This window comes from Amycolatopsis sp. WAC 01375 (genome assembly GCF_003947325.1).
Lineage (GTDB): Bacteria > Actinomycetota > Actinomycetes > Mycobacteriales > Pseudonocardiaceae > Amycolatopsis.
In genome coordinates this window covers 240961-255804 of sequence record NZ_QHHW01000032.1, presented here as the reverse complement: position 1 = coordinate 255804, position 14844 = coordinate 240961, and the positions used below count along the sequence as shown (strand labels likewise).

Below are 14844 nucleotides of genomic sequence, written 5' to 3'. Positions count from 1 at the left end.
TCGTTTCACCGGGTCGGGACGTTCATCGTCGCGTGGGCGAGCTCCGCGGCGAACTCGCCCGGCGAAGCGGCTTCCGCGAACAACCGGCGCTGCCGGGCAGCGCCGGTCCCGTGTTCGAACACCGAGTCCAACCCCCGCTCGACGTCTTCCTCGTCGCCCGCGGCCCTGAGCGCCGGCCGGACGAAATCGACCAGTTCGCGGAGCAGGTCGCGCTGGTCGGCCTCCCTGCCGGTGAAGACGTCGATGCCCGGCCCGTCGAGGCCCCGGCGCGCGGCGGCCGTCAAAGCCGCGCCGATCCGGGTCCCGCGGGCCCGCGGCGGCCTCGTCGTCACGGCGCAGGTCGCGACCAGTCCGCGTACCAAGGCGGCCAGGAGCACCGCGTCGTCGACGGCAAGGCAGACGTCGGCGATGCGCACCTCGACCGTGGGATGGCGAGGGGAAAGGCGGGCGTAGAAGTACACCCCAGCCGCGTCGAGCGCGTCGCCTCGGCGCAAGGCGTCGCCGATACTCCGGTCGTACGCGGCCGCGCCGGACCATTCGTCCGGCGGTCTCGCCGTCGGCCAGCGGTCCCAGATCGGAAAGCGCCTGCTCGACCACCCGGAGTCGGCGCCGCGCTCCACCGGGGAGTTCACGCTGAGCGCCAGCAACGGGGAGAGCCACGGCCGCAGTCCGGTGAGGATCCGCGCGCCGAGATCCCGCGACGGCAGGCCGACGTGAACATGACAGGCGCACGTTCCCGCCTCGTCGATCAGCTCCGGGAACGCCTGTGCCATCCGCCGGTACCGGGGCTCGGGGGTGAGCGTGTCCCCCCGCAGGTCGCCGGGCGGGATCCCCGCCGCCACCATGAGGCAACCGTCGGCCTCCGCCGCCGTCGCGACGGTCTGCCGCAACCGTGTCAGCTCCGAGCGCACCTCGTCCAGACCGCGGCAGACGCCGGTCGCGGTCTCGATCTGGAACCGCATCAGCTCACCGCTGACGTCCGGCCCGGGAGCGAGACTTGCGAGAAGTTCGGGGGCACGCAACGTGACCGCGCCGTCCACCGGGTCGAGAAGGACGAACTCTTCCTCCACCCCAAGGGTGAAGTCCATGCCGTCGACCGCCATGTCTCTCCGTTTCCGGGGATTTCGCCGGTACCTCCGAATCTCCTCCTTCGAGCGCGGCGGGGAAAGGGCCGGTTTGCTGAACTTCGTTGCGGCGAAAGTGTTTCGTGGTCTCACTGACCGTCTAGGGTTGGCTCATGATCGATCTGTACCCACCTGCCGAGCCTTATGACAAGGGACTGCTCGATGTAGGTGACGGCAATTTCGTCTACTGGGAGACCTGCGGGAACCCGGACGGCAAACCGGCGGTCATGCTGCACGGCGGCCCCGGGCAGGGCCGCACGCCGGGGATGCGGCGGATGTTCGACCCGGCCCGCTACCGCGCGGTGCTGTTCGACCAGCGTGGCTGCGGCCGCAGTACCCCGCACGCGAGCGACCCCGCGACCGACATGCGGCACAACACGACCCACCATCTCGTCGCCGACATGGAACGGCTGCGGGAACACCTGGGTATCGAACGCTGGCTCGTCACCGGCGGTTCGTGGGGTACGACGCTCGCGCTCGCCTACGCCGAACGGTTCCCGGAGCGGGTCACGGAGATCATCGTCAGCGCGATCAGCACGACACGGCCTTCCGAGATCGACTGGCTGTACCACGGCGCCGGCCGGTTCTTCCCCGAAGAATGGGCTCGCTTCCGCGGCGATCTCTCCGGTGACCTCGTCGCGGCCTACGCGCGGCTCATGGAAGATCCCGACCCGCACGTGCGGACCGACGCCGCCCGCTCATGGTGTGCCTGGGAGGACACCGTGCTCTCATTGGAACCCGGCGCGACCGTCCACAATGGTCCGATCGGCGACTGGGAACTGGCCTTCGCGCGCATCGTCACGCACTACTACTCCCACGCCGGCTGGCTGGAACCCGGCGCGCTGATCCGCGACGCCGTCCTGCTGCGGGACATCCCCGGTGTGCTGATCCACGGACGCCGGGACCTGAGCTGCCCGGTGGACACGGCGTGGGAACTCGCCCGCGCCTGGCCCGGCGCGGAGCTGCTGATCGACGACGGCTCCGGGCATCGGTCGAGCGACGTGAAACGGGCCTGGAAACTGGCGGCGCTGGACCGGTTCGCTTCACGAGGATCGGCTTCGGGTAAGTAGGCGGCTTCCTACCGCCTGAGCCGGCTGTCGGTTGCGCCGTCCTTCAGCAGGTAAGGCGGCACACCTCCATGACGATCTTCCAGGTGGGCCAGCGTCCGGGGGATTGTGGCGCCACTGCAACCATCCGTGCGCGCATAGTCCGCGGCGATCGACGCGGCGGGCACTCCCGCGACGCTCAGCGCCGGCGCCACGAGCACCCCCGTCCGGTCTCGCCCGGCGCTGCGGTGCACCGCGATCGGACCCCAGCCGCAGGAAGACGTCCCGTGATCTGGCGTTGGTTGTCGTCGAGCATGGACCGGTGGGCGTCCGGCATGGTGGTGCCTTGTTCCGCCAGCTCGGCGATCAAGGGCGCATTGAGATAAACGGGATCATTCGCGAACGGGCTGGGCTCCCGCGCGGTCTCTCGCGCCCACCGGAGGTCCAGGATGCGACCGATCCCCGCCGCGCGAACCGCCGCTATCCCACCGGCGGTCAACCGATTGTGGCTGTCCGACCGGAGAAGCTCACCGAAACGGATCCGTCGGCCGTCGGCTGAGGGGAGCCCGCCTACGTCACGGCCGTTGAGGCAGCCTTCCCAATCCAGCTTCATCGAGCGACTCCCAAGGTGAACTGTTCCAAGGCCGGGTGATCACGAGCTTAAAGCGGCGGGCGCAGGTGGCGTGGTCGCGGGCGGGTCGGTGACGTACCCGGCCGGGGATGCTGTGGAAGGTGCTCCCAATGTGGCATTGGGGACGGTGAGTGTCCCCAATGCCGCATTGGGGGCACTGTGGTTTTGGGTCACCGTGGGCGCGCGAGGTTGGGTCGCCACATTGGAAGCGTCACGGTTTAGGCGCGTTTTCCTTATCTCCCAGGGGCTGGGGCGGCTTGGGGGTGGGTGTTCTCGCCGCCGTGGGTGTGTGGACGGCTTGGTGGGTGGTCGGCCTAGATCCTGAGGTGCATGGTGTTCCTCCGTGGTGTTCCGGTGGGGTCGAGGTAGGCGGGCGGGGTGAATTCGGGTAGTCCGTCTTGGGCGATGTGGACTTTCCATTTGCTGTGGTGGATGAGCCGGTGATGCCGGGTGCAGAGCAGTACGAGGTTGTCGATTTTGGTGTCGCCGTGGTGTCGCCAGAAGACGATGTGGTGGGCGGTGCAGCGGGGGACGGGCATGTCGCAGCCGGGGAAGGCGCAGCCGCCGTCTCGGAGGGTGAGTGCGTATTTCTGGGCGAGCGACACGGTCCGTTTCGACCGCCCTATGTCGAGGGGTTCGCCTGCGGTGCCGAGGACACCTGGTCGCACACGAGCATCACACGCGAGGATGCGGGCGTCGGTGGCGCTGATGGGTCCCACCAGATCCAGGTGTGCCTCACCGATGTCGCGGATGAGGTCGTCGTAGGACATGGTGACCAAAATGTGGGTCGCCTCGCCCGCCTGGCCGGGGAGGTTGCGGCTGGTGGTTTTCAACCGGACGTAGTCGGTGAAGGCATCGCCGTAGCGTTCGTCCTGGGTGCGGGAGTCCCGTATGCCGTCGGTGGCTTTGTGGGGTTTGGCCATGGGATCCAAATCGGATTTGAGGCGGGCGTAGGTTTCGAGGTCGAGGGTGGCTTTCAGGCCGAGGGTGCCGTCGCGGTGTTTGATGAACCGCATCTCCGGGCGGGTGTCTTGGGGGTCTTCGTTGCGGGGTTCTTTGCCATCGGGGTCGAGTTTGTCCAGCAGGCGCCGTCCGGCGCGGGCGATCTGCCGAGGCCCGGCATGGCGAGCCAGGTCGACGAGGATCTTTTCCCCGGCTCGGGTGTCTTCGTCGGGGACGGTGGAGGGGATGCGGGCGAGGGTGCGGATGATGGCGTCGATCTGGGAGCCGCCGATCGCGCCTTCGGCGGCGGCTGCGGCTGTCAGCGGCGCGAGGGGTGGCTCGGAGTCTCCGCCGATAGCCGGGCCGGGATGCAGGGCCAAGACGCGGTTCGCGCGGGCACTGGCTTCCTTGTCCGTCACGTGGAAGTCCTCGAAGATCAGCGCCGCCAACGTCGAATGACCCGAACACCCGCGCACTCCACGGGAATTGATTTCCGCGAGGATCGCGTTCTGTTCCGCATCGGCTCGTCGTTTGATGATTTCGAGTTCTTGTTTGCGGGCGTGCAGCGTCGCGGTGTCGACGCGCCACCACTCGGTGGGTGTCGTCGGGGGTGCGTCGTTGCTGGCCACGACCCTCACGCTACACATAATCGAACAGGCGTGCGAGCCCTAATGGCCTAGCGTGGAAAAGAATCCGAAATGCACGCGCAGAGAAAGCAGCGAAGCGCGCGAAGCAGAGAAAGCAGCGAAGTAGAGAAAGTCGTGAAGCAGCGAAAGCGGCGAAGCGTTCTTAAACACGCGAAGCGCACCGCAATTAGGTGACTAATTGCGGCAAATTCGCACCACGTCACCACTTCAAGGCGGCAGCGCCACCCAAGCGTCCCGAAGAAACCCTTGGAGGGCACTGCCGCCCAAAAGACCACGAACCCGCGACCCGGAACACCAGGACTCAAGCCGCCCGGTGGATGACGATGTCGTCGAGGCGAGTGCGGGCGTAGACCTTGACCCCGCCCTGTCCGCCGTCCGTGGCGATGGAGTTGCGCACGGATCCCTTGGTGCTCTTGGCATCCACCGACGCGGTGTCTCCTTCGATCCCGACCTCGATGCCGCCGGACGCGTTCAACAGCTCGGCCTTGCCACGCGACAGCCTGCCTACGCGGATCGGGCAGTTGGCGGCCTGTGCGGCGACGTTACCGTCGGCGCGGTCGATGTCGAAACTCCCGCTCGAACCGGAGAGGTCGACGTCGGACCGGGCGTGCCCGATCCAGACCTTCCCGGTCGCGCCCTCGTATCGGACGGTGCCCTCGACCTCGCCGATCCGTACTCCGGCCGAGCCGCCGTCGACGTCCACGGTGCCGGCGACGTGCCCGATCGCGATCTCGCCCGCCGCCAGGTTGCCGCGCACCGACGCGACGCGGTCGATCTGAATCCGGCCTGACGACACCTCCAGTGCGCACTCGCCGAACCGGCCTTCGGCGGTCACGTCCGACCAAGCCGTGTTGAGGACCAGCTGGGAACCGGTGGGCACCTCGATGGTGATCGCGACCGAACCGTTCTTGCCGCCCGCCTTCTTCGTCTCGATCGACAGCTTGCCGCCGTCGAAGCCGACCTTGGTGTTCTCGGCGACCTTCACGTCCGACTTGCTCGCGGCGTCGATCGGCTCGACGAGCACGACCGTGTCCGGACGTTCGCTCGCGGTGACGCGGACCCGGGCGCCCGCGGTGGTCAGCGTGGCGGTGATCGGTGCCGGTGTTGGGAAGACAGACATGAGAGGAACTCCTCGGTCGCGGTGATCTTTCGTTGTGAGAGCAACGATCGCCGACCGTGCTGACACGGGACCGCCACGACGCTGACATGCCGGGGACACGACGCCGGAACAGGTCAGGACGCTCCCGTCCTCGTGGAGTGGCCGAACATCGGTGTGGATGGAAGGGCGACGCGATGTCCGTCGACATGGAACGTGACTGGGGTGAGTTCCGGCCGGAAGGAGGGCCATTCCGGCCAGGCGATCCTCGATCGCTACGACAAGTTCGAGCGGGCCGGGGTCATCCGGCCGACGTGAGCCACTACGACGGCAGTACGACGTCGTCGGGGGTCTTGTCCGCGCGCAGCCCTCGCCAGGTCGTGTGCCGCAGGCGGCCGTCCGGGGTCCAGTTCCGGTGCACGACCTCCCCGACGAGTTCCGGCTCCACCCACCGCGCCCGCCGCGCCCGGTCACGCGGGACTTCCGAAGCGAAAGGAGGTGTCTTCCGTGCCAGTGGCGCGAGCCTGGCATGCAGGTCTTCGAGGGCCTTGTCGCTGAACCCGGTGCCGACATCGCCGATGTACCGCAGATCGCCGGACTCGTCGTGCGCGCCCAGCAACAGGGCGCCGAGAGTGCCCGAACGCCGCCCTTCGCCGGCGCGCCAGCCACCGATGACGACCTCTTGGGTGTGCCACAGCGCCCGTTTGAACCATTGCCGCGTCCGCTTGCCGGGGTAGTACCGGCTGTCGAGCTTCTTCGCTATCAGCCCTTCGAGCCCGTGCTCCCGGGCGACCTCGAGCAGCCGATCGGGAGAGATGTCGCTGTCGGTGTACCCCGGTGGGATGACGATGCGGCCGCCGCCGCCCAGGGACGTCAGCAGCTCGCGGCGGGCGGCGTAGGGCTCGTCGAGCAGGAGGTCGCCGTCGAGGAACAGCACGTCGAAGGCGAAGAAGTGCACGGGGCTGCGCTCCAGCAGCGACGCGTCCGGCGTGCGCAGATGCCGTGTTTGCAGCAGCGGGAAGCTCGGCCGCCCCTCGTCGTCGAGGACGACGATCTCGCCGTCGAGGACGGCTTCGCGGCCATCGAGCGCTTCGCCGGTCACGTCCGGGTACGTCGCCGTCGTGTCGAGGCCGCGCCGGCTGGTCAAGCGCGTCTCGCCGTCGCGGGCGATCCGCAGACAGCAGCGGTAGCCGTCCCATTTGTACTCGTACCCCCACCCGCCGGTGGGCAGGTCGCCGTCGGTCGCCAGCATCGGGGCGATCGCATCCGGCACGGTGGTCATACCTCACGGTACCGTCGAGGGGTGCCTGAGGAGCGGATAACGGTCGAGGTCGAGGGACGGCGGCTGGCGCTGTCCAATCTGGACAAGGTGCTCTACCCGTCGCACGGTTTCACCAAACGGGAGGTTCTCGACTACTACCGCAGGATCGCCCCCGTGCTGCTTCCGCATCTGCGCGATCGCGCCGCCACGTTCCGCCGGTTTCCCGACGGTGTCGACGGAGAACCGTTCTACGAGAAGAACGTTTCCCGGCACGCGCCCGATTGGGTGCGCACCGCGCGGCTCACCAACCGGGGCCGTCGCGGCGGGGAGGAGACACTCGATTACCCCGTCGTCGGCGACCTGCCGACGTTGATGTGGGCCGCCAATCTCGCCGCGCTGGAACTGCATGTTCCACAGTGGACGGTCGGTCCGCGCGGCGCGCGGAAATCACCCGATCTGCTCGTCTTCGACCTCGATCCAGGCCCGCCCGCCGACGTCGTCGACTGCTGCCGGGTGGCCGAGACGCTCAGCGACCTGCTCACCGGAGACGGTCTCACCGTGTACGCGAAGACCAGCGGCAACAAGGGAATGCAGTTGTACTGCCCGGTGCGCACCCGGTCGGACGAACGCACCTCCTCCTACGCCAAGGCGGTCGCGGAGGAGCTCGCGCGCCGGTCACCGGAATCCGTGGTCGCGCGGATGACGAAGGCGATCCGCCCCGGCCGCGTGTTCATCGACTGGAGCCAGAACAACACCGCCAAGACCACCATCGCGCCGTACTCGCTGCGGGGCCGCGCCATCCCGACCGTCTCCACGCCCGTGACCTGGGAAGAGGTCGAATCCTGCCGCAAGGCCGCCGACCTGCTGTTCACCGCCGACCAGGTGATCGAACGCGTCGAGGAGATGGGTGACCTGTTCGGCGACATCACCGAGCACCGCGCGGCCGTCCCCGCCCGGTGACCGATGCTGCGAGCCGTGGCGCAGGGCAGGGCCGAGATCACCGTCAGCCTGGAGCCGGATCTCTACGTCGACGGCCTGCCGTGCAGTGACCAGAACACGGCCCACCGCCTCGCCAACGCCGGGCTGATCCGGACGGCCGCGTGAAGGCGTTCCGGGCAACCGGGTGGCCGCCGAGTTGTCCGAAACCGGACAGGATCTGCTGGAGCGCTTGGTGTCCGCCGCCTGGCGCGGAGCAACCCGGAAAGACCACTGTGGACTCCGACCCGTTCCGCATACGATCGGCGGAGCGGGTGCGCGGGGGTGCGCGCCCACCGGGCTGGTGCCTCCGGGGCCGGTGAGGATGTGGCTGTTGACCGGGTATCACACACTGGCCGAGACCGAGAACGCCGTGCGGGCCAAACTGGGCGGGATCCCGCTGTTGTGGGAGCGGATGGAGGCGGTCGCCAACCTCCATCGCGCCGCGACGGCGGTGCGGCTGCACTTCGAGAACTCGGTCCTCCGCAACGCGGGCCTCACCTGGACCGCGTTCGTGGTGCTCTGGGTGGTGTGGATCTTCGGCGAGAAGGAGACCAGGCACGTCGCCGCCGAGTCCGGGATCACCAAGGGGACGCTCACCGGCGTGATGAAGACCCTGGAGGCGCACGGCCTGGTCACCCGGCGCAAACATCCGGTCGACGGACGTTTGGTGTTGCTCGCGCTGACGCCCGAGGGGGAGCGGCTGATGCGGGAGCTCTTCCCCGAGTTCAACCAGGAGGAAGCGTTCGTCACCGATCGGCTCAGCCCCGCGGAATGCACCGAGCTGGCCGCTTCGCTGCGCGAGATCGTCAGGCAGCTGGAGGAGAAGGGCGAGGAGCGGCGTCAGGCGGCGGCCCGGGGCGACTGACCCCTACCGAAGACGGTTGCGCGAGACCTCCGGAGACTCCTACGTTTTTTGGAGCCGAACGAAGCGAAGGGCGCGCTTGATGGACTTCCGGTACTGGCTCGGTCAGGCGTTGACGTCGAACGAGGCGTGGGGGGAGACGTTCGCCCCCTTCCGGCCGCATCCGTCGCTGGAGATCTCCGACGGGCTGTTCGAGGCCGCGTTCGAAGAACTCACCGAGCGGCTGAAGCACAACTACCCGTTCTTCCACCCGTCCTACGCCGGTCAGATGCTGAAACCGCCGCATCCGGCCGCGGTGGTCGGCTACCTGACCGCGATGCTCGTCAACCCCAACAACCACGCGCTCGACGGCGGCCCCGCGACCGCCGAGATGGAGCGTGAGGTCGTCCGGCAGCTGGCCACGATGTTCGGCTACCCGGAGCACCTCGGGCATCTGACCACCAGCGGCACGGTGGCGAACCTCGAGGCACTGTTCGTCGCGCGGGAAACGCATCCGGGCAAGGGGATCGCGTACAGCGCCGAGGCGCATTACACGCACGGCCGGATGTGCGGCGTACTCGGCGTCGAGGGGCATACGGTGCCCGTCGACGCCCGGGGCGCGATGGATCTCGAGGCGCTCGAAGAACTGTTGCGCACCGGGAAGATCGGCACCGTGGTGCTCACCGCCGGCACGACCGCGCTCGGCACGGTGGACCCGGTCCACGAGGCGCTGGCGCTGCGCGAACGGTACGGCGTCCGGGTGCACGTCGACGCCGCCTACGGTGGGTTCTTCCGGCTTCTGTCCGGTTTGGACGGTCCGGAAGGGCTGCCCGAGGCCCCTTGGCTCGCCATCGCCGAGGCGGACTCGATCGTCATCGACCCGCACAAACACGGCCTCCAGCCCTATGGCTGCGGCGCGGTGCTGTTCAAGGACCCCGCGGCGGGCCGGTTCTACCTGCACGATTCGCCGTACACCTACTTCACCTCGGAAGACCTGCACCTCGGCGAGATCAGTCTCGAATGCTCCCGCGCGGGTGCCGCGGCCGCCGCGCTGTGGCTCACCTTCCGGGTGCTGCCGCCCACCCCCGACGGCCTTGGCCGGGTGCTCGCGGCCGGTCGCCGCGCGGCGCTGCGGTGGGCGAAACTGCTGGAGGACTCCGAGCGGTTCGACCTGTACCAGCGACCGGAACTCGACATCGTCACCTACTTCCCCCGCACGGACCCGTTTTCGCTGTCGAAGATCGACCAGGAGAGCGCGCGGATACTGCGCAACGGCATGGCCGCGGCGAGGGAACCGGTGTTCCTCAGCACGCTCCGGGTGAGCGAGCCGCAGTTCGGTCTGCGTCACACCGGGGCCGACGCGGATGCGGACGGCGCGAGGATCCTGCGTAGCGTGCTGATGAAGCCCGAAAGCGAGGACCACGTCGACCGGCTCCACGAGCGGCTGGAAGAGTTGTCCCGCGGTTGAGCTTCTCAGTACGCCGCAGACGAATGGATCCGCCATGCCCGAACCAGGTCCCGCCGAACCCGTGACCGCGATCGAGACCCGGTCGCTCGGCACCGGTTTCCGGCGGCGCCACGTCACCATGCTGGCCATCAGCGGGGCCATCGGCGCCGGGTTGTTCGTCGGCACCGGCGCGGGGATCAAGACCGCGGGCCCCGGCATCCTGCTGTCCTATGTGGTCGCGGGCCTGCTCATGGTGCTGGTCATGCGCATGCTGGGCGAGATGGCCGCCGCCGAGCCGAGCAGTGGTTCGTTCTCGGTGTACGCGGAGAAGGCGCTCGGGCGCTGGGCCGGGTTCACCGTCGGCTGGCTGTACTGGTCGCTGCTGGTGGTCGTGGTCGCCGCCGAGGCCACCGCGGCGGCGGGGATCGCGAACGGGCTGCTGCCGGTGATTCCACAGTGGACCTGGGTGCTGCTGTTCATGGCGGTGCTGACCGTGGTGAACCTGTTCGCGGTGCGCTCGTTCGGGGAATTCGAGTTCTGGTTCGGCGCGATCAAGGTGACCGCCGTGGTCGGTTTCCTGGTACTCGGCACACTGGCGGTGTTCGGGGTCCTGCCGGGGACCTCACCGGTCGGGCTGGACAATCTCACCGGGCACGGCGGTTTCCTGCCCAACGGCCTCCAAGGGGTGCTGACCGGTCTGCTCGCGGTCGCGTTCTCCTTCGGTGGCATGGAGCTGGTCACCATCGCCGCGGCGGAGTCCGACGACCCGGCGGACTCGATCCGCCGCACCACGCGCACGGTCATCGTCCGCCTGCTGCTGTTCTACATCGGTTCCGTGGCGCTGATGGTGTTGTTGCTGCCGTGGGAGTCCGCCTCGGCGAACACCAGCCCGTTCGTGACCATCCTGGAGCAGATCGGGGTGCCGTCGGCGGCGCTGCTGATGAGTTTCGTGGTGCTGACCTCGCTGCTTTCGGCGCTGAACGCGAACCTCTACGGCGCCTCGCGGATGGTGTTCTCCCTTGCCGACCGCGGTGAAGCGCCGCGCGCGATGCTCAAGCTGTCGGGAGCGGGCGTCCCCCGGACCGCGGTGCTGGCGTCGGTGGCCTTCGGTTTCGTGGCCGTACTGCTGAACTTCCTCGCCCCCGAACACGTGCTGCCGTTCCTGCTGAACGCCATCGGCGCCAACATCCTGCTGGTGTGGATCTTCATCGCGATCTCGCAGCTCAGGCTGCGCCGGGCCGCCGACCGTGACGGCACGGCCGCGGAGCTGCCGGTGCGGATGTGGGGTTTCCCGTGGCTCAGCTGGATCGCGCTGATCGCGATGGCGGGCGTGCTCATTCTCATGTGGACGGACGCCGACGCGAGGACACAGCTGTTCACCAGCGGTGCGGTGGCCGTGCTGATCGTGGTGATCGGCCTGCTCAGGCGACATCCGCGACGCTGAACAGCTCGCGCTCCACGCGGCTGAGGGCGAGCCGGACCGCGCCGAGCGCCACCGAATCTTCGCCCAGTGTCGACGTCTCGACGCGTACCGGGAACAGGCACAGCCGGGCCAGTTCGGCACGCAGCGGCGTCATCAGCGGGTTTCCGGTGCCGCCGATCACCACCAATTGCGGGTCGACGGCGAGGACGGTCGCGGCGACGAGTTCGACGAACCCACCGGTCCGCCGCAGTGCGCCGATCTCGCCCGCCGCGCCGTGGTGGCCGGCGTGCAGCTTCCCGCCGAGCAACAGGCCCAGTGAGACGGTGCGCCCGGCGTGCACGTAGACGACGTCGTCGAGGCCGTGCGCGGCGCCGCGCCAGTGTTCGGCCAGTGTCGAGAGCTTGGTGTCGTTCCCGGCCAGCACCGGGCATCCGCCGCCGAACTCCGCGGGAAGGTCGACACCGGTCCAGCCGGGAAGGCGGTCGTCGCGGACGACCTTGCCGCCGGACACCACGCCGGTGGTGCCGACGCCGAGCAGCCGCACGTTGACGCGGCCTTCGACGGCCGTGCCGAGCACCCGGCGCGCGGCACCGAGCCGGTCGGAGGCGGCCATTTCCGGGGTGAGGCCGGTCTTCGCCCGCCCGACGACCTCGCCCCGCAGGTCGGCGACCAGGCACAACGCCTGGTGCGGGCCGACTTCGAGGCCGGCGACGTGGCCGGCCTCGGGCCGGAAGCGGTAGCGCTTGGCGGGTCTGCCGACCGGTCGCGGCGCGTCGGGGGAGAGCGGCACCTCCTCGACCAGGCCCTGTTCACCGAGGTCGGCGGCGATCTCCTCGACCGTCGGCCGGGAGACCTCGCTCGCCTTGACCAGGTCCGCGAGGGTGAGTTCCTCGGCCGCGTACAGCGCCCGCAGGACGGCGATGGCGTTCAGCCGCCGCAGCAGTGACGGATCCCCTCGCGACAGTCTGGCCATGCGGCTCCCTAAACGGTGACGCGTTTGTCGTACTGGGCGCGCGCGAGGGCGATCTCGCTCTGGTGGTCTTCGGTCCAGGTGACCAGCGACTGGATGGTCTTGTGCAGCGTCATCCCCAGCGGCGTCAGCGCGTACTCGACGCGGGGCGGCACCACCGGATAGACGGTCCGGTTCACCAGCCCGTCGCGTTCGAGATGACGCAGCGTGGTGGTGAGCATGCGCTGGCTGATGCCGTCGATCTTGTACTTGAGCTCGGTGAACCGCAGCGTGTTCCGGTCGAGCAGCGCGATGACCAGGAGCGACCACTTGTCCGCCACCCTGTCCAGGATCTGGCGGACCTCGCAGTCCTCGCGCGTGTCCCACTGGAAGGCCTCGTAGTCCTCCTCGGTGAGTTCACAACGACTAGGTGAGTTCAAAGTGCCTTCTTCCATGGTCATCGATAGTGACGGAAGATCCCCTTGGTTACAAGAGGGAACCGACCGGCTGATGAGTAACCGTCGGTTCCCGTTCACTGAGGGAGAAGACCTTGACCAACTCGCAAACGCCGTCGCGCGCCGCCGACCGGATGGGCGGCCGGGCCTGGGGCGTGCTCATAGTGCTGTGCGGCGCCATCTTCCTGGAGGGCATCGACGTCGCGATGCTGAACGTGGCGCTGCCGTCCATCCGGGCCGAACTCGGCCTGTCGACGGCGACGCTGAGCGGCGTGGTGAGCACCTACGTGCTCGGCTACGGCGGGTTCATGCTGCTGGGCGGGCGCGCCGCCGATCTGTACGGCCGCCGTCGCATGTTCCTCGGCTGGCTGGTGGTGTTCCTCGTCTTCTCCGGGCTGGGCGGGTTCGCCACCGAGGGCTGGATGCTGCTGCTCGCCCGGTTCGTCACCGGTGTCGCCGCGGCCTTCATGACCCCGGCAGGCCTCTCGATCATCACGACGAGCTTCGAAGAGGGCCCGAAACGCAACAAAGCGCTGCTGTTCTACGCCGGTACCGGGGCGGGTGGCTTCTCGCTCGGCCTGGTCATCGGCGGCCTGCTGGCCAGGATCGACTGGCGCTGGGTGTTCTTCACTCCGGTGATCCTGTCCGCCGTCATCCTGGTCGCCGCGCTCTGGCTCATCAAGGAACCCGCGCGGCAGGAGCGCGGGCCCCGTCGCCTGGACTTCGCCGGAGCGCTCACCGTGACCATGGCGATGCTGCTGATCGCCTACGCGGTGGTCCGGTTGGAGCACCCCGCGCAAGGCTGGGGCTGGACCGTGGCGTCCTTAGCCGGGGGAGTGGCCGCGCTCGTCACCTTCGTGGCCGTCGAACGGCGCTCTCCCGCGCCGCTGGTGCGCCTGGGCATCCTGAGGTCGGGACCGCTGGTGCGGGCGAACGTCAGCGCCTTGCTCTTCGCGGGTTCGTTCTTCGGGTTCCAGTTCCTGGTCACGCTGTACCTGCAGGAACTCCGGGGCTGGTCGACGCTGGAGACGAGCCTGGCGCTGCTGGCCGTCGGGATCGACGCGATCCTGGCACCGACGCTGACCCCTCGCCTGGTGGCGAGGTTCGGCAACACGCGGCTGATCTTCGGCGGTTTCGTGCTCGCGGCCGTGGCGTACGCGCTCTTCCTGCCGTTGGGCCTGGACTGGACGTACGCGGCGATGTTCCCGTCGATGATCATCCTGGGCCTCGGGTTCGCCCTCGCCTACGGTCCGCTGACGATCGTCGCCACCGACGGGATCGCCGAGGACGAACAGGGACTCGCCGGCGGTCTGCTGTACACGGCGTTCCAGTTCGGCGCGGCGCTCGGGCTGTCCGCGGTGACCGCCGTCAACGTCGCCGCCCTCGGTGACGGGTCGCGAGAGGCCGCGCTCGGCGGCTTCCGCGCGGCGCTGGTCGTGCCGCTGGTGATGGCCGTCCTCGCCGCGATCGTCATCGCGTCCGGCCGTCAGCGCGTTTCGGCGAAGGCGGCCAGATTGGCGAGCGAAGAGGCGATCCCGGTCTCGTGATCCGCCTGGCCGATGCCGGACGGGACGTCCGTCGCGGTGACGGTCACTTCGGTGCCGTCACCTGCGGCGGCCAGCTCCCAGGTCATCGTCATGGTGCCGGCGAACGCCGAGTCCCCGGACTCGAACACGGCCAGCTGCACCACGCGTTTCGCGGGCACCAGGTCGGCGAACCCGACTTCGACCACGTCCGTCGCGTCCGACGATTTGCCGGGCGCGGCGGACGCGTCGAGGTAGGTGAGGATCATCCGGAAGCCGCCACCCGGCCGCGGATCCCAGCGGTCGATCCGGCCGCGCATGCCTTCGGGCGGCAGCCAGGCCTCCAGCGACTCGCGGTCGAGGAGGGCCTGGTAGACGGTCTCGGGCGAGGCGGCGATCACCCGGCGGCCGCTGTCGATCCTGTCCATCGTCCCGAGTCTAGGACGGCTAAGCTGATCATCGCGGATCACGGCCGCCGGTG

15 protein-coding genes and 1 pseudogene are annotated in these 14844 nt (G+C 68.8%); 7 read left to right on the top strand and 9 right to left on the bottom strand.

The genetic code is table 11. The features are described 5' to 3' along the window. Positions 1 to 5: 5 nt before the first annotated feature. The gene (locus tag DL991_RS20980) at positions 6 to 1103 is read right to left on the bottom strand and encodes a glutamate--cysteine ligase (RefSeq protein ID WP_125786024.1); all 1098 of its coding nucleotides are present in this window, start codon (positions 1101 to 1103) and stop codon (positions 6 to 8) included. A gap of 134 nt (positions 1104 to 1237) precedes the next feature. On the opposite strand from DL991_RS20980, the gene pip reads away from it, so the two are divergent. Then, entirely contained in the window at positions 1238 to 2194 is a 957-nt protein-coding gene (gene pip / locus DL991_RS20975; RefSeq protein WP_125786023.1) for a prolyl aminopeptidase, read from the top strand. A gap of 8 nt (positions 2195 to 2202) precedes the next feature. Here pip and DL991_RS43770 read toward each other — a convergent pair whose 3' ends face one another. From DL991_RS43770 to ligD (DL991_RS20955), 5 genes are all read right to left on the bottom strand, one after another. Then, the gene (locus DL991_RS43770) at positions 2203 to 2385 is read right to left on the bottom strand and encodes a tyrosine-protein phosphatase (RefSeq protein ID WP_255433305.1); all 183 of its coding nucleotides are present in this window, start codon (positions 2383 to 2385) and stop codon (positions 2203 to 2205) included. Further along, the gene (locus DL991_RS20970; RefSeq protein WP_255431424.1) at positions 2370 to 2783 is read right to left on the bottom strand and encodes a tyrosine-protein phosphatase; all 414 of its coding nucleotides are present in this window, start codon (positions 2781 to 2783) and stop codon (positions 2370 to 2372) included. The genes DL991_RS43770 and DL991_RS20970 overlap by 16 nt, the downstream gene beginning before the upstream one ends. Positions 2784 to 3115: 332 nt before the next feature. Then, entirely contained in the window at positions 3116 to 4372 is a 1257-nt protein-coding gene (locus DL991_RS20965; protein ID WP_125786022.1) for an HNH endonuclease signature motif containing protein, read from the bottom strand. 319 nt (positions 4373 to 4691) lie between these two features. After that, positions 4692 to 5510 carry a DUF4097 family beta strand repeat-containing protein gene (locus DL991_RS20960; protein WP_125786021.1) on the bottom strand — a complete coding sequence of 273 codons (819 nt, stop codon included), beginning with the start codon at positions 5508 to 5510 and terminating at the stop codon, positions 4692 to 4694. Between the two features lie 298 nt (positions 5511 to 5808). After that, on the bottom strand, positions 5809 to 6768 hold the full coding sequence (gene ligD / locus DL991_RS20955) for a non-homologous end-joining DNA ligase (protein ID WP_125786020.1): 960 nt from the start codon (positions 6766 to 6768) through the stop codon (positions 5809 to 5811). A gap of 21 nt (positions 6769 to 6789) precedes the next feature. On the opposite strand from ligD (DL991_RS20955), the gene ligD (DL991_RS20950) reads away from it, so the two are divergent. From ligD (DL991_RS20950) to DL991_RS20935, 5 genes and pseudogenes are all read left to right on the top strand, one after another. Then, positions 6790 to 7707 (top strand): non-homologous end-joining DNA ligase, encoded by a 918-nt coding sequence (gene ligD, locus DL991_RS20950; protein WP_125786019.1) that lies wholly within the window; start codon positions 6790 to 6792, stop codon positions 7705 to 7707. Between the two features lie 3 nt (positions 7708 to 7710). After that, positions 7711 to 7930: pseudogene (locus tag DL991_RS44010) on the top strand (hypothetical protein); the annotation flags it as partial. 117 nt (positions 7931 to 8047) lie between these two features. Further along, a complete protein-coding gene (locus tag DL991_RS20945; RefSeq protein WP_125786057.1) occupies positions 8048 to 8590 on the top strand; it encodes a MarR family winged helix-turn-helix transcriptional regulator in 543 nt (180 codons plus the stop codon). Positions 8591 to 8669: 79 nt separating this feature from the next. Next, the gene (locus tag DL991_RS20940) at positions 8670 to 10034 is read left to right on the top strand and encodes an aminotransferase class V-fold PLP-dependent enzyme (RefSeq protein ID WP_125786018.1); all 1365 of its coding nucleotides are present in this window, start codon (positions 8670 to 8672) and stop codon (positions 10032 to 10034) included. 34 nt (positions 10035 to 10068) lie between these two features. Further along, positions 10069 to 11457 carry an amino acid permease gene (locus tag DL991_RS20935; protein ID WP_125786017.1) on the top strand — a complete coding sequence of 463 codons (1389 nt, stop codon included), beginning with the start codon at positions 10069 to 10071 and terminating at the stop codon, positions 11455 to 11457. Here DL991_RS20935 and DL991_RS20930 read toward each other — a convergent pair. Both DL991_RS20930 and DL991_RS20925 read right to left on the bottom strand, forming a co-directional pair. Continuing rightward, a complete protein-coding gene (locus DL991_RS20930) occupies positions 11435 to 12409 on the bottom strand; it encodes an ROK family transcriptional regulator (RefSeq protein WP_125786016.1) in 975 nt (324 codons plus the stop codon). The two genes, DL991_RS20935 and DL991_RS20930, sit on opposite strands and share 23 nt — an antisense overlap. A gap of 8 nt (positions 12410 to 12417) precedes the next feature. Further along, on the bottom strand, positions 12418 to 12846 hold the full coding sequence (locus DL991_RS20925) for a helix-turn-helix domain-containing protein (RefSeq protein WP_125786015.1): 429 nt from the start codon (positions 12844 to 12846) through the stop codon (positions 12418 to 12420). Positions 12847 to 12974: 128 nt separating this feature from the next. Between DL991_RS20925 and DL991_RS20920 the strand changes: the two genes are divergently transcribed. Beyond that, positions 12975 to 14387, top strand: coding sequence for an MFS transporter (locus DL991_RS20920; RefSeq protein ID WP_125786056.1), 1413 nt, complete (start codon positions 12975 to 12977; stop codon positions 14385 to 14387). On the opposite strand, the gene DL991_RS20915 is transcribed toward DL991_RS20920, so the two are convergent. Then, complete coding sequence (locus DL991_RS20915; RefSeq protein ID WP_125786014.1) at positions 14327 to 14791, bottom strand: SRPBCC family protein; 465 nt, start codon at positions 14789 to 14791, stop codon at positions 14327 to 14329. The two genes, DL991_RS20920 and DL991_RS20915, sit on opposite strands and share 61 nt — an antisense overlap. Positions 14792 to 14844: the final 53 nt, after the last annotated feature.

What these genes read in the sequence shown, in the direction of transcription:
- DL991_RS20960 (WP_125786021.1), bottom strand. Translation starts at nt 5,510, where the DNA reads ATGTCTGTCTTCCCAACACCGGCACCGATCACCGCCACGCTGACCACC.
- ligD (WP_125786020.1), bottom strand. Translation starts at nt 6,768, where the DNA reads ATGACCACCGTGCCGGATGCGATCGCCCCGATGCTGGCGACCGACGGC.
- DL991_RS20915 (WP_125786014.1), bottom strand. Translation starts at nt 14,791, where the DNA reads ATGGACAGGATCGACAGCGGCCGCCGGGTGATCGCCGCCTCGCCCGAG.
- DL991_RS20930 (WP_125786016.1), bottom strand. Translation starts at nt 12,409, where the DNA reads ATGGCCAGACTGTCGCGAGGGGATCCGTCACTGCTGCGGCGGCTGAAC.
- DL991_RS20970 (WP_255431424.1), bottom strand. Translation starts at nt 2,783, where the DNA reads ATGAAGCTGGATTGGGAAGGCTGCCTCAACGGCCGTGACGTAGGCGGG.
- pip (WP_125786023.1), top strand. Translation starts at nt 1,238, where the DNA reads ATGATCGATCTGTACCCACCTGCCGAGCCTTATGACAAGGGACTGCTC.
- DL991_RS20935 (WP_125786017.1), top strand. Translation starts at nt 10,069, where the DNA reads ATGCCCGAACCAGGTCCCGCCGAACCCGTGACCGCGATCGAGACCCGG.
- DL991_RS20980 (WP_125786024.1), bottom strand. Translation starts at nt 1,103, where the DNA reads ATGGCGGTCGACGGCATGGACTTCACCCTTGGGGTGGAGGAAGAGTTC.
- DL991_RS20920 (WP_125786056.1), top strand. Translation starts at nt 12,975, where the DNA reads ATGGGCGGCCGGGCCTGGGGCGTGCTCATAGTGCTGTGCGGCGCCATC.
- DL991_RS20945 (WP_125786057.1), top strand. Translation starts at nt 8,048, where the DNA reads ATGTGGCTGTTGACCGGGTATCACACACTGGCCGAGACCGAGAACGCC.
- DL991_RS20940 (WP_125786018.1), top strand. Translation starts at nt 8,670, where the DNA reads ATGGACTTCCGGTACTGGCTCGGTCAGGCGTTGACGTCGAACGAGGCG.
- DL991_RS20925 (WP_125786015.1), bottom strand. Translation starts at nt 12,846, where the DNA reads ATGACCATGGAAGAAGGCACTTTGAACTCACCTAGTCGTTGTGAACTC.